Origin of the sequence: Bradyrhizobium sp. 31Argb (assembly GCF_043638955.1) — a bacterium.
GTDB lineage: Bacteria > Pseudomonadota > Alphaproteobacteria > Rhizobiales > Xanthobacteraceae > Bradyrhizobium.
The window spans coordinates 1-12,406 of record NZ_JBEGDB010000239.1; the positions used below are offsets into that span (position 1 = coordinate 1).

12 protein-coding genes are annotated in these 12,406 nt (G+C 63.6%); 4 read left to right on the forward strand and 8 right to left on the reverse strand.

Going from position 1 to position 12,406, the window contains the following annotated elements:
* Positions 1 to 72: 72 nt before the first annotated feature.
* Entirely contained in the window at positions 73 to 969 is an 897-nt protein-coding gene (locus tag AAFX91_RS31865; RefSeq protein ID WP_394569237.1) for a DUF6537 domain-containing protein, read from the reverse strand.
* Entirely contained in the window at positions 966 to 1,628 is a 663-nt protein-coding gene (locus tag AAFX91_RS31870) for a Crp/Fnr family transcriptional regulator (protein ID WP_130580873.1), read from the reverse strand. The genes AAFX91_RS31865 and AAFX91_RS31870 overlap by 4 nt, the downstream gene beginning before the upstream one ends.
* Positions 1,629 to 1,991: 363 nt before the next feature.
* Between AAFX91_RS31870 and AAFX91_RS31875 the strand changes: the two genes are divergently transcribed.
* The 4 genes from AAFX91_RS31875 to AAFX91_RS31890 all read left to right on the forward strand — a co-directional run bounded on the left by AAFX91_RS31875 (position 1,992) and on the right by AAFX91_RS31890 (position 4,742).
* Positions 1,992 to 2,777 (forward strand): enoyl-CoA hydratase/isomerase family protein, encoded by a 786-nt coding sequence (locus tag AAFX91_RS31875; RefSeq protein ID WP_394569238.1) that lies wholly within the window; start codon positions 1,992 to 1,994, stop codon positions 2,775 to 2,777.
* 28 nt (positions 2,778 to 2,805) lie between these two features.
* Positions 2,806 to 3,507, forward strand: coding sequence for a hypothetical protein (locus AAFX91_RS31880; protein ID WP_394569239.1), 702 nt, complete (start codon positions 2,806 to 2,808; stop codon positions 3,505 to 3,507).
* 16 nt (positions 3,508 to 3,523) lie between these two features.
* On the forward strand, positions 3,524 to 4,150 hold the full coding sequence (locus tag AAFX91_RS31885; protein ID WP_394569240.1) for a hypothetical protein: 627 nt from the start codon (positions 3,524 to 3,526) through the stop codon (positions 4,148 to 4,150).
* A gap of 187 nt (positions 4,151 to 4,337) precedes the next feature.
* Positions 4,338 to 4,742 (forward strand): hypothetical protein, encoded by a 405-nt coding sequence (locus AAFX91_RS31890; protein ID WP_130580881.1) that lies wholly within the window; start codon positions 4,338 to 4,340, stop codon positions 4,740 to 4,742.
* Between the two features lie 29 nt (positions 4,743 to 4,771).
* On the opposite strand, the gene AAFX91_RS31895 is transcribed toward AAFX91_RS31890, so the two are convergent.
* From AAFX91_RS31895 to AAFX91_RS31920, 6 genes are all read right to left on the reverse strand, one after another.
* Positions 4,772 to 5,485, reverse strand: coding sequence for a nitroreductase (locus tag AAFX91_RS31895; protein WP_394569241.1), 714 nt, complete (start codon positions 5,483 to 5,485; stop codon positions 4,772 to 4,774).
* 2 nt (positions 5,486 to 5,487) lie between these two features.
* Positions 5,488 to 6,732 (reverse strand): acyl-CoA dehydrogenase, encoded by a 1,245-nt coding sequence (locus tag AAFX91_RS31900; RefSeq protein ID WP_394569242.1) that lies wholly within the window; start codon positions 6,730 to 6,732, stop codon positions 5,488 to 5,490.
* 133 nt (positions 6,733 to 6,865) lie between these two features.
* Positions 6,866 to 8,113 carry an acyl-CoA dehydrogenase gene (locus AAFX91_RS31905; protein WP_394569243.1) on the reverse strand — a complete coding sequence of 416 codons (1,248 nt, stop codon included), beginning with the start codon at positions 8,111 to 8,113 and terminating at the stop codon, positions 6,866 to 6,868.
* 129 nt (positions 8,114 to 8,242) lie between these two features.
* Positions 8,243 to 9,370, reverse strand: a complete 1,128-nt coding sequence (locus AAFX91_RS31910; RefSeq protein ID WP_130580867.1) for an acyl-CoA dehydrogenase family protein — start codon at positions 9,368 to 9,370, stop codon at positions 8,243 to 8,245.
* Between the two features lie 163 nt (positions 9,371 to 9,533).
* Positions 9,534 to 11,408, reverse strand: a complete 1,875-nt coding sequence (locus AAFX91_RS31915) for an AMP-binding protein (RefSeq protein ID WP_394569244.1) — start codon at positions 11,406 to 11,408, stop codon at positions 9,534 to 9,536.
* 42 nt (positions 11,409 to 11,450) lie between these two features.
* The gene (locus tag AAFX91_RS31920; RefSeq protein WP_394569245.1) at positions 11,451 to 12,257 is read right to left on the reverse strand and encodes an enoyl-CoA hydratase/isomerase family protein; all 807 of its coding nucleotides are present in this window, start codon (positions 12,255 to 12,257) and stop codon (positions 11,451 to 11,453) included.
* Positions 12,258 to 12,406: the final 149 nt, after the last annotated feature.

Consider the following 12,406-nt stretch of genomic DNA (forward strand, 5'->3'; position numbering starts at 1 on the left):
TGCCTGCGTCCACGATCTTCGAATCATGGTTGCCCATGGATTCAGAATCCTCAGTCAATTACAACTGTAATGCTAGCCGGCCGCGGCACTGGCTCCGGCAGGCACTCGGGCGCGGATTTCCGCGATCTTGCGCTTCAACGCCGCCTGCCGCGGATCGGGCATCGCTGCCGCGCGTGCCTCTGCAATGGCCCCGGCGAGATCAGGCAAGGCGAGCACGCCATCAAAGGTCGGTTTGGCAAGGTCGTCGATGATCGTGTGCCAGTCGGCGAGCCCGTGGCGGTAGCTCGCGCCATAGCCTTCGATCATCGTTGCCGTCCGGATGACGGCGAGGGCTGCGGCCGGTTGCTTGGTCAGGCTGCGGTTGATCATGTGCAGCCAGCGCTCTACCCAGACCCGCTCCTTGGCGTAGCGAATCGAGAACAAGCGCCAGCGCTTGAGGCCAGCCTCAAGCTTCAGGCGGCGGACGCTGAAGCGGTTCCTGGTGGAGAATTTGACCTTGACCGTCCTTCGTGCCCAGCCCAGCCACTCCAGGATATCGAGCACCGGCTCGGCGACCGCGGCTGGCAGAGCATCAACCAGTTCGTCGAACCGGAATCTCCTGATATCCACCGATCCGGCCTGCGCACCCTTCCCCTCAAGCTCGAGCAGTTTCAATCGCGCGATCCGGATCGGATCCTCATAGGCCATGCGCTGCATCATCAACTGCGCGATCTCGGCGAGCATTGCCTCGTCGACGTCGCGCCTGCCGACGAAGCGTCGCAAGCGGTCGACATAGAGCTGGGCATAGCCCGTGCTCTGATAGTCGATCAGCAGCTGGATGGCATCGCTCGCGACGGCTGCGACGTTCTCCGGCAATCCCTCGGGGAGCACCGGCGGTGTACTGTCCTCATCGCCGAGGAAATCGGCGAACAGATAACGCAACGAGGACAGGATGCCGTCGTCCGCCACGGTTGCACTCTCGCTCGTCATGCCGGCTTCGGCTCTACCGCCGCCACCTGCTGGGCCAGCCGCTGCTCCAGCGTATCGATATTCTGGAACAGCCGGGCGCTGGCAAGCCTGAGGAAGTAGAAGCCGAAGGCCGGGTTCTGCACATAGAGCTGCTCGACCTGGTCGTAGCTCACCGACAGGATGACGCCGCCCTGGACGCATTCCAGCGTTTGCGTGCGGACGTTGGACGGTGACAGCATGCCGAGCTCGCCGACAATGGCGCCGACCGGCAGCTCGATTCCGGACTCGACCAGGCGGAAGCGGCCGCTGACGATGTAGAACATGCTGTCGGCCTTCTCGTCCTTGTAGAACAGGACTTCGCCAGCGCCGCATTTGCGCTCGGTCATGAACGGCTTCAGCCATTCCATCGAGAGATCGCTGTTGACGGATTTCCTGACGTCGCGGACGAGCTGCAGCATCTGGTGCAGGCGATAGGTATTGACCAGCAGCATGACTATCTGGACCAGAATGACCAGATAATTATGGATCGGGATGGCCGTGATGATCAGGACAATGTTTGCGAGAATGCCGAAAACGCGCAAGGGAATCATTGTCCGCATCGTGGTGGTCGCGATCACGAAGATCGACGCGAACAAGGTGCCGGCAGTCCCTGCGTGCTGAACAAGATGTGAGGTATCCATAGGAAACCAACCAATTTCTAAGCATTGAATGTCGCCGCGATTTCATAATCCGGGGCCGCCCCGCACGGCAGCCTCTCCCTGATATACGGGAAATGTCGCTCTTTTGTTCGCGAATCTCACGACTTTGTCAGGCCAATCAGGCGCCGGCCAGGGCGCCTGGCATGCCCAGACGGGTGAGACCGAGGTGGAATGCAGCCATTTGCCAGTCGTCATTGACGGGCTGGGCAAGGAAAGGCACCTTCCGGCAACCGGTGTGGATTAGCACGTCCGCGAAGCAGCCAACAGGCCCGGACTCGCCGCGACGTCGACGCCAAGACCGACGCCAAACCGGCGCGAGCTGGAGAACCAACAATGGAGCGAACCATGTCTGACGCGGCAGAGACCGCACCCCCGCCGCAGCTCGAGATTTCGGGCCCTCGCGCCACCATCCGCCTCAACCGTCCGAAGCACATGAACCGGCTGCAGGCGGAAGATCTCGTCGAGCTGGTGAGACTGTTCGACCGCGTCGAGGCAGATCCCGCCGTCCGCGTGCTGGTACTGACCGGCACTGGCCGCGCCTTTTCCGCCGGCTACGATCTCAATTCGGTGGCGGCGCGCGCTGGCGCTGCCGGCGACGAGCCGAGCACGGGTTCCGCGTTCGAGGGCGTGGCAAACCGGCTCGAAGATCTGCACGTGCCCACGATCTGCCGGCTCAACGGCGGCGTCTATGGCGGCTCGACCGATCTGGCGCTCGCCTGCGATTTCCGCATCGGCGTCGACACCGCGGAGATGTTCATGCCGGCCGCAAAGCTCGGCCTGCATTATTACCCGAGCGGGATCAGGCGTTACGTGTCGCGGCTTGGCGTCAACAATGCCAAGATGCTGTTCCTGACGGGACGGAAGATCGGCGCGCCGGAGATGCTGCAGATCGGCTATCTCACCGCCATGGTGCCCGAGAGCGAGCTGGACCAGGAGGTCGACCGGCTCGCGAGCCTGCTCGCCGCCAATGCACCTCGCGCCATGGCCGGCATGAAGCGCGCCATCAATGAGTTCGCTCACGGCGAGTTCGACAAGGAAGCCGCCGACGCCCGTCATCGCGAGAGCCTGCGCGGAACGGAGATCAAGGAAGGCATCAAGGCGCGCGCCGAGAAACGGCCGGCGAAATTCTGACCGCCGGCTGGCCGATCTCGAGAGGTATGTGGAAGTGCAACCCGATTCGCCGAACGAGCGCGCCGACCGCGTCCTGCATTGGCTTGGGCTGATCTACTCCGGCGACGTCAGTGGCAGCATGAATGCCGCCAATCCACGCGTCGCGCTCCGGATCCGCGCCGAAAGCCCCGACCTCGCAGCCGGCGATCCCTATCTGTCATGCGCGATTGGCGATGAAAATGCGCTGCGACTAGCCACGCAGGCCGATCCCTCCTGGCTCAACCGTCCCGGCGGCCCGCTCCGATTGCCGCCGCTGTTCGCAGTCGTTCATTCGGCGCTGCTTCGCGTAGCTGAATTTCGCGAACGGCTGCACGAGAGCGCGAAATTTCTGATCGCTGCGGGCGCGGACGTCAATCAGCGGATCTACAGCCGCTGGCCGCCGGGTTCTTTGAGCAATCCGGACGAGCGCTGTCCCTTGTCAACGCTCTATGGCGCCGCCGGAACCAACCGCGATGCCGCGCTGACGAAGCTGCTGCTCGAAGCCGGCGCCGACCCGAACGACGGCGAATCGCTCTACCACTCGCTCGAGAATCCCGATTGCACCCCGCCTCTTGCTGGAGCATGGCGCTCGCATCGCAGAGACGAACGCGATCTACAGATCGCTCGACCTCGAAGATGCGGCGCCGCTCAAGCTGCTACTGCAGCATGGCGGCGATCCAAACGAGCCAGCGCGAAATCCGCCGCTGAGTGATTGGGGATCGCCACTATTGTGGGCGATCAGGCGCAGGCGCTCGATCCAGCACGTCGAGGCCCTGCTGGAGGCGGGCGCCGACCCATCGAGGATGACCCCAGCCGGCGTCGATGCCTACAGGCTGGCGCTGCAGTTTGGGCTTGTGGAGGTCGCCGAACTGCTGCGCGGCCGCATCAGCGCGCAGCCGATCTCCGACGAAGAGCGTTTCGTGGCGGCTTGCGCGCGCGGCGACGAGCGCGAAGCCCGCGCGATCGGCGCAAGGCGTCCCGACCTGCCTGCGTCACTGCCCGAGGCGCAACTGCGATTGCTACCGGACATCGTGGCGGAAGGCGGAAGCGAAGGCGCACGACTCATGGTCCGGCTCGGCTGGCCAATCTCCGTGCGCGGCGGCGACTGGAATGCATCCGCACTCAATCTCGCCGTCTTCCGTGGTGATGCGGAATTGACGCGCTTCCTGCTCGAACACGGAGCGAAATGGACGGAAGAGCACGGCGCTTTGGCGATCATGTCTGCGGCTCGCTGTCATGGGCGTCCTGCAACCAGCCGGTCGAGGGCGGTGACTGGGTCGGCTGCGCCCGGGCACTGCTTGAACATGGCCTGCCGCGCGCTGTGCCAATTCCCGGAGATTCCGAACATGTCTTGATCGCGGGGGTCAAGAAGACGTTCTCCGAGGAGGTGATCGCGGAACTGCTTGGTCACCACACCTGACGTCCGGTGCGCAGCTCCTTCACCGGATTCGCCCGGAGCAGGAGGTTAACCAAGTTTTAGCGCTAGCCATGTCGATGATCCCTGCTGGGGCACTTGTGAACACCGAGGGAGAAAGTTCCTCCATGCTCAGAAACGGTACCTATGCGGCGTGGTTCAAGACCCCGCTGGGCCAAGGCACCGGCATCGCCCATGTCGAAGACGGCAGGATCTGGGGTCATGACAGCATCACGACCTATAGCGGCTCCTGCGAAATCGACGGGGATCGCTTCACCGCCACATTATCGGTCAAGAGACACACCGAAGGACATGCAACCGTCTTCGGCGCCGATGACCTTACGCTTCGGCTTGAAGGAACGTGCGCCGACAAGTTGGGGCGTTACACAGCGACCGCGGAGCAGGTGCCTGGGGTACTCCTTGAAGGAACGCTGATTCTCAGCGAACCACAGCCGCCCGCACCGGAGCCGGTCGGGCCGACACCAAAATTCGACCCTGACAAGCTGCCGAAAATTCCACCGCGCACCCGCTGATCGGTCGCCCGATCACCTGCGTCGACGGATTACTCGTCCAAGAACGTCACGGCATCCGCAACGGTCGCCCTTGAGGTCCGATAGCTGTTCACCTTGTGGCCATGATCGGCGTAGCCGAAGGAGATGCCGCAGACGACGCGGCGGTCGTCGGGCAGATTGAAGTGACGGCGGATCAGGCCGGAATGGCGGGCGAGCGCGGCCTGCGGGATGGTGCCGAGCCCGAGCGCTTGGGCGGCCAGCATGAAATTAGAGACATAGGCGCCGCAATCGATCGCACCATAAATGCCGAGCGGCTCGTTGGTGTGGATAACAGCGACATGCGGCGCGCCGAAGAAATTGTAGTTCTCCAGCGCCTGCTTTGCGTACGCGGCCTTGTCGCCTCTGATAATGCCGAGCGTGTTGTAGAGCTGGAAGCCGCTTTCGCGGCGCCGCTCCAGATAAACCCCGACATATTCGCGCGGCGGCGCGAAGTCATGGTCGTCCTTGGTGCCGGAAGCCGCCTCGGCATAGATCAATTTGCGGAAGCGTTCCTTGGCCTCGCCGCTCGCGATCAGGACCTGCCAGGGCTGGCTGTTGCACCAGGACGCGGTGCGCTGCGCCACGTTGAGCACATGCTCGATGATCTCCCGCGGCACTTCGCGCGGCAGGAAGGCGCGCACGGAGTAGCGCTCGTTCAGCAGCTCCTCGAGCACGCCGATGCGATCTTCGGTCGTGTAACGCGGGCTCGGCGTTTTCTCATCCATGGTCAGCGTCCTTTGGTTGGGATCTTGTTGAACGGCACGTCCTTGTCGACGCGGATATCGCCGGGCAGGCCAAGCACGCGTTCAGCGATGATGTTGCGGAGGATTTCATCGGTGCCGCCGGCGATCCGCATCGATGGCGAGGTGAGCAGCATCTGCTGGAACTGGCCGTTCGCGACTTCCTCCGAAGCGCCCGTGAGCGCGCCGGCGGCGCCTTCCAGATCCATCGCGTAAGTCGCGATGTCCTGCAGCATCGAGCCCGCGACGAGCTTGCCGATCGAGTTCTCCGGCCCGGGACGCTCGCCCTTGGAGAGCGAGGAGATCGCGCGGTAGCTGGTGTATTTCAGCCCGCTCGCCTTCACAGCCCAGCTGGCGAGCTTCGAGCGCACGGCGGGATCGTCGATCGCGAGCCCGTCGTCCGTCATCAAATTCGCGCAGAACTCGAACATTTCGGGGAAGCCGGTCGCAAGTCGCGCGCCGATTGACATGCGTTCGTTCATCAAGGTGGTCAGCGAGACGTTCCAGCCGTCGCCGACTGCGCCAAGCCGCTGGCTGTCCGGGATCACCACATCGGTGAAATAGACCTCGTTGAACTCCTGCATGCCGTTGGCCTGCTTGATCGGGCGCACTTCGACGCCTTTGCTCTTCATGTCCAGGAAGAACATGGTGAGCCCCTTGTGCTTTGGCACGTTGGGATCGGTGCGCGTGATCAAAAGCCCGTAATCGGAATAATGCGCGCCGGAGGTCCAGATCTTCTGGCCGTTGATGATCCAGTTGTCGCCCTGCTTTTCCGCGCGCGTGCGAAGCCCTGCGACGTCGGAGCCGCCGGCCGGTTCGGAGAAGAGCTGGCACCAGATCTCTTCGCCCGACGCAAGCTTCGGCAGATAGCGGCGCTTATGCTCCTCGCTGCCATAGGCCATCACGGTCGGCCCGCACATGCCCTCGCCGATCTGGAACGGCTGGGTCAATTTGCCGTAGATGCCCTCTTCCTGCTGCCAGATCACGCGCTCGATCGGGGTCGCGCCGCGGCCGCCATATTCCTTCGGCCAGTGCAGGCAGGCCCAGCCGGCCTCCGCCTTCTTCTTCTGCCAGGCCTTGCCGACGTCGACGATCTCGGCCTTCTCCAGCCGAATGCGGCCGAGCGAGGATTTCGACAGTTCCGCCTCATATTCCTTGGGCGCATTGGCCTCGACCCATTTGCGCGCCTCGGCGCGGAAGGCGGCTTCCTGCGGGGTGTCGTCGAAATTCATTGGCGCTTCCTTTGTTCTTGTCATTCCGGGGCACGCGAAGCGTGAACTATGATGCGCAATTGCACATCGGAGAATCTCGACCCACAACCTCCGGATTCCGGGTTCGCCGCTGCGCGGCGCCCCGGAATGACGGCTAGGCTCTTCCCTTGGTCGGGATCTGGTTGAACGGCACGTCCTTGTCGACCCTGATGTCGCCGGGCAATCCCAGCACGCGTTCGGCGATGATGTTGCGCATGATCTCGTCGGTGCCCCCTTCGACGCGGGTGCCGGGCGCGCGCAGCAGCATCGCCTGGAATTTGCCGGCGAGCTCGGCATCCTCCGGCCCGCTCACGACGCCGGCGGCGCCCTGCAGGTCGAGCGCGTACATCGCGACTTCCTGGATCATCGATCCCGCCACCAGCTTGCCGATGGAATTCTCCGGACCCGGCCGCTCGCCCTTCGACAGCGCCGAGATCGCGCGCATGCTGGTGTATTTCAGCCCGCTCGCCTTGACCGCATAGTTGGCAAGCCGCGAGCGAACGCTGCGGTCTTCGATCGCGGGGCCATCCTCCAGCATCAGGTTATTGCAGAACTCGAACAGCTCAGGGAAACCAGTCGCGACACCGGCGCCGATCGACATGCGCTCATTCATCAGCGTGGTCAGCGAGACGTTCCAGCCGTCATTGATCTCGCCGAGCCGCTGATGATCGGGAATCCTGACGTCGGTGAAATAGACCTCGTTGAAGTCGGACTGCCCGCTCGCCTGCTTGATCGGCCGCACTTCGACACCAGGGCTCTTCATGTCCAGGAAGAACATCGTCAGGCCCTTGTGCTTGGGCACGGTCGGATCAGTGCGGGTCAGCAGGATGCCGTAGTCGGAATAGTGCGCGCCTGAGGTCCAGATCTTCTGGCCATTGATGATCCAGTCGTCGCCCTTCTTTTCCGCCCGGGTACGAAGCCCCGCGACGTCGGAGCCGCCGGCGGGTTCGGAGAAAAGCTGGCACCAGATCTTTTCGCCAGAGGCCAGCGGCGGCAGATAGTGGCGCTTATGTTCCTCGCGAGCGAATGCCATCATGGTCGGGCCGCACATGCCGTGGCCGATGATGAACATGGCGGAGAGCCTGCCGAACGGCCCCTCCTCCTGCTGCCAGATCACGCGCTCGATCGGCGAGGCGCCGCGGCCGCCATATTCCTTCGGCCAGTGCAGGCAGGCCCAGCCGGCATCCGCCTTCTTCTTCTGCCAGGCCTTTGCGACCTCGAGGATGTTGGCATTCTTGAGCTGGGTGCGGCCGAGCGAGGATTTGCGCAGCTCGTCCTCATATTGCTTCGGCGCGTTCGCCGCGATCCAGGCTCTTGCCTCGGCGCGGAACGCAGCTTCCTGCGGGGTGTCGTCGAAGTTCATGGACGTCGTCCTTTTTTGACCCGTCATTCCGGACGATCCGCGCTTCGCGGATCGATCCGGAATCCAGAGGTTAGTTACGTCGAGATTCCGGGTTCGCGCTTCGCGCGCCCCGGAATGACGAGCAAGAATTTACGCCGCGTTCTTCTTGCGCATGCGGTCGATCAGGGCATCCTCCCAATAAGAGAGGCTGCCGAGGCCGAGCGCAGTAGCATTGGCGCGGCGGTAGTACATGTGGCAGTCGAACTCCCAGGTGAAACCCATGCCGCCATGGACCTGGATGTTGTTCTTGGCGCAATGCTGGAACGCCTGCGTCGCGCTGATCCGCGCGGCGGCGGCCGCTTCCGGCAACTCCGCGGCATTGGTCGAGAGCGCCCAGGCGCCGTAATAGCAATTGGAGCGCGCCAAGGTTGCCGAGACATACATGTCGGCGAGGATGTGCTTGACCGCCTGGAACGAGCCGATCGGGCGGCCGAAGGCGATGCGATCGAGCGCGTAATCGCGGCCCATCTCCAGCGCGCGGTCGGCGCCCCCGACCTGCTCGAACGCCAAGAGCACCGCGGCGCGGTCGAGCACTTGCGTAATGATGCCCCAGCCTTCGCCGGTGGCGCCGAGCGGCTCGGCCTTGGCGTTGGTGAAGGTGATCTCGGCCTGGCCGCGGGTCAGATCGATGTTGGTCAATTCCTTGACATCGACGCCGCCGCCCTTGAGGTCGACCAGGAACAGCGAAATATCTGCATCGCGTCCCGTCGAGCCGGTGCGCGCGGCGACCACCGCGAAATCAGCGATAGCCCCATCCGGCACTGGCTTCTTGGTGCCGTTGAGCGCACCGCTAGATGCAGCGAGCTTGATTGCCTTTGGCGACGGACTGCCTTTGCCCTCGAACAGCGCCAGCGTGCCGATGGCTTCGCCCGCGGCGATCTTCGGTAGCCATTTCTGCTTCTGCGCATCGCTGCCGGCGAGCATCAACGCTTCGGCCGCGAGATAGACAGTCGAGGAGAACGGCACCGGCGCCAGCGCCCGGCCCATCTCTTCCGCGATCACGCAGAGCTCAAGATGGCCCGCGCCCGCGCCGCCGAACTGTTCGGGGATCGCAACGCCGAGGAAACCCATCTCGGCGAGGCCCTTCCAGAGGTCCTTGTCGTAGGCGGCCTTGCCATCGAGCACAGTGCGCACCGCTTTCGGCGGACATTGCTCGCTAAGGAATTTCCGCGCCTCGTCGCGCATCTGCTTCTGTTCGTCGGAGAAATCGAAATTCATGGCGTTTCACTCGGGTTGATGATGCGTGACAAGAGACTGTCATTCCGGGGCGCGCGTAAGCGCGAGCCCGGAATCCATCGCGCCGCGTGCGCAAGCGGAGAAATGGATTCCGGGCTCGATGCTATCGCATCGCCCCGGAATGACGAGGGGAGAGAGGTGATCTTCATTGCAGCACGATCACGTCTTCGCATGGTTGATCAGCATAGAGCCGCTCCACCAGCGCCGCGCGGCGCTCGAGGCCGGCGCGCTGGTTGATGTAGCCCTTGTCGGTGAGTTCGTTGCCGTCGATCGAGGGCGGCTCGACCATCAGCATCGCGCGCGAGATGCGCCGGCTGCTGGCGCCGGCGACGGAAGCATTGTGCGCCTCCAGTCCGCGCCTGAAACAGTCGATCACCTCCGGATGCTTCACCGCGTCTTCGAAGGTTGCGTTGGGATCGCCCATGATCTGCCGGCAGGCATGAAGATTGGGCCAGGCGAGCAGGCCGATGAAGGGGCGATCCTGCCCGGCCACCAGCGCGTCGTGCACCACCGGCGTTGCGGCGGCGATCGCATCGGTGCGGAGCGAGCCGACATGCACGAAGGTGCCGGTCGTGAGCTTGAAATCCTCGACCACTCGGCCGGCGAAGATGATGCCCTGCACGGGATCCTCGGGGTCGACGAACACGCCGGCATCGCCGATGCAGTAGAAGCCCTCCTCGTCGAACACCGATCTGGTGAGCTCGGGCTGGCCGAAATAGCCGGGCGTGACGTTGACGCCGCGCAGGCGCAATTCATACTTCGCGCCGCACGGCACCATCTTCAGCTCGACGCCAGGAAACGGCAGTCCGATCAGGCCGACGCGCTCGGTGTCCCAATAGGTGCCAGTCGAAGTCGGCGCGGTCTCAGTCGATCCCCATCCGGTATAGAACACGATGCGCTCACCGGTGGAGCGCACCGCCAGCGCCTGCATGCGGTCGTAGAGATCGTCCGGCAGCCGCGCGCCGCCATAGGCCATCACGGAGAGATTCCGGAAGAAGCTGCGGCACAGCACATCGTCCTTTTCCATCGCGGCCGCCAGCGCGGCATAGCCGGCGGGGACGTTGGCGTAGTAGGTCGGCGAGATCTCGCGCAGGTTACGGATAGTCTCGTCGAACTGGCCCGGCATCGGCCGGCCGTCGTCGATATAGAGCGTGCCGCCGTCGATCAGCACCGGGTTGAACAGCGCGTTGCCGCCCATGGTGTGATTCCAGGGCATCCAGTCGAGATAGGTCGCCAGCGGACCATTGGAATCGCGCGGCCGCACCTGCATCATCATCGCGGCATTGGCGCACATCATCTCCTGGGTGTTGATGACGGCCTTCGGCATGCCGGTCGAGCCCGAGGTGAACAATAGCTTGCCGACCGTTTGCGGCGTGATCTGCGCGATCGAGGTTTCGACATCATCAGTGACGGGCGTTGCCGCAAGCTCCGCGAAGCTGACGCTCTTGATGCCGTCGCAAGGGCGCGCGACGTGGACGACGGTGACGCCATCAAGATCAAGCGCGCGCAGCGCCTTTTCGAAGGTCGGCCCGTCCTGCACCATGATCACGGCCGGCTTGACCAGGTCGAACAGATATTTGAGCTTGAGATGATCCTGGCTCATCAGCGAATAGGCCGGCGATACCGGCGCCGCCGGCAGCCGCGCCTGCATCGCCGCCTGCGTCATCAGCGCGTGCTCAATCGAATTCCCTGATAAAATCGTGACCGGACGACCGGGATCGAGCTTCAGATTGAGCAAGCCTTGCGTGAGCGCATCCACCGTGCGCTTGGCGTCGGCGTAGGACAGGTTGCGCCATTGCCGCTCGGGGCCGGTGCGCTGGGCGAGCCAGGTGCGGTCCGGCACTTGCTTCGCCCATTTCGCGAGCGAAGCAGGTATATGTGTCTCGTAAGGGCTGAGCGGAATGCGCGACTTCAGGACGATTGCGCCGTCGTCTCGCCGCTCGACCGCGATGTCGCGCGGCAGCCATTCGATCTTGCGAAAGCCCGGCTTTTCCAGCACCGCGGCTGCATTCCCATCCATTTTGCGTCTCCCGGAATTCTTGTCCTTTGCGGATCTTTGTCGCTATCGCCTGATATACACAGGCTTTCGTTTTTCGAGAAAGGCCCTGATACCTTCTGCAAAATCTTCCGAACGGCTGCACAGGACCTGGTTGCGGTCCTCCATCGCGATCACCGATTCCAGCGAAGGCGCATCGACGCTCATGTTGAGGCATTCCTTCGAGAGGCGGAGACCCACTGGTGACGCCGTCAGCATCGCCCCGACATAAGGTTCGGCCGCCGCATCAAGCCCGCCCTCTTCGACCACCTCCGAGACGAGACCGACCGCGAGCGCGCGCTCCGCACCGATGAAGCGACCGGTGAGGATCAGCTCAGACGCAACGGAGACGCCGACGAGGCGCGGCAGGAAATAGCTGGTGCCGATATCGCAGCCACCGAGGCCGAGTTTGACGAAGGCGCAATTCATCCGCGCCGATTTGGCCGCAATCCGGATATCGGAAGCGAGCGCCAGCGCAAAGCCGCCACCGGCGGCCGCGCCCTGGATCAGCGCGATGATTGGCTGCGGGCAGCGCCGCATCAGCATCACGATATCAGCGATGCGCCGCTGCGAGTCCAGGGACTCGGTGACTCCAGGCGGCTCCTGCTGCCCGGCGCGACGCTGCATCGCGTGCTTGAGGTCAAGGCCGGCGCAGAAGTTCTGGCCGGCGCCCTTCAGCACCACGACACGGGTGTCGCGGTTACGCTGCAGGCCCTGAAAGTAGACGTTCAGCGCGTCGGTCAGCGAGGGATCGAGCGCGTTCAGGCTCTCGGGGCGATTGAGCGTCACCCAATCGACGCCGTCGTGATGTTCGATCAGAAGCGGTTGCGTCACGCTTAACTCCTGCCTCACCCGAACGCGATGCCAGTTACTGCGCCCTCTCCCCTTGTGGGAGAGGGCTGCACCGGGGTCCTGACCGGCTACATGGGTAACAGAATAGACCGGCGACATGGGTAACAGGTCAACTGGTCGGCAAGGAGGAC

Bases quoted from the DNA above. Each gene is read 5' to 3' on its own strand.
- AAFX91_RS31865 (WP_394569237.1), bottom strand. From the start codon at position 969: ATGACGAGCGAGAGTGCAACCGTGGCGGACGACGGCATCCTGTCCTCG.
- AAFX91_RS31870 (WP_130580873.1), bottom strand. From the start codon at position 1,628: ATGGATACCTCACATCTTGTTCAGCACGCAGGGACTGCCGGCACCTTG.
- AAFX91_RS31875 (WP_394569238.1), top strand. From the start codon at position 1,992: ATGTCTGACGCGGCAGAGACCGCACCCCCGCCGCAGCTCGAGATTTCG.
- AAFX91_RS31890 (WP_130580881.1), top strand. From the start codon at position 4,338: ATGCTCAGAAACGGTACCTATGCGGCGTGGTTCAAGACCCCGCTGGGC.
- AAFX91_RS31895 (WP_394569241.1), bottom strand. From the start codon at position 5,485: ATGGATGAGAAAACGCCGAGCCCGCGTTACACGACCGAAGATCGCATC.
- AAFX91_RS31900 (WP_394569242.1), bottom strand. From the start codon at position 6,732: ATGAATTTCGACGACACCCCGCAGGAAGCCGCCTTCCGCGCCGAGGCG.
- AAFX91_RS31905 (WP_394569243.1), bottom strand. From the start codon at position 8,113: ATGAACTTCGACGACACCCCGCAGGAAGCTGCGTTCCGCGCCGAGGCA.
- AAFX91_RS31910 (WP_130580867.1), bottom strand. From the start codon at position 9,370: ATGAATTTCGATTTCTCCGACGAACAGAAGCAGATGCGCGACGAGGCG.
- AAFX91_RS31915 (WP_394569244.1), bottom strand. From the start codon at position 11,408: ATGGATGGGAATGCAGCCGCGGTGCTGGAAAAGCCGGGCTTTCGCAAG.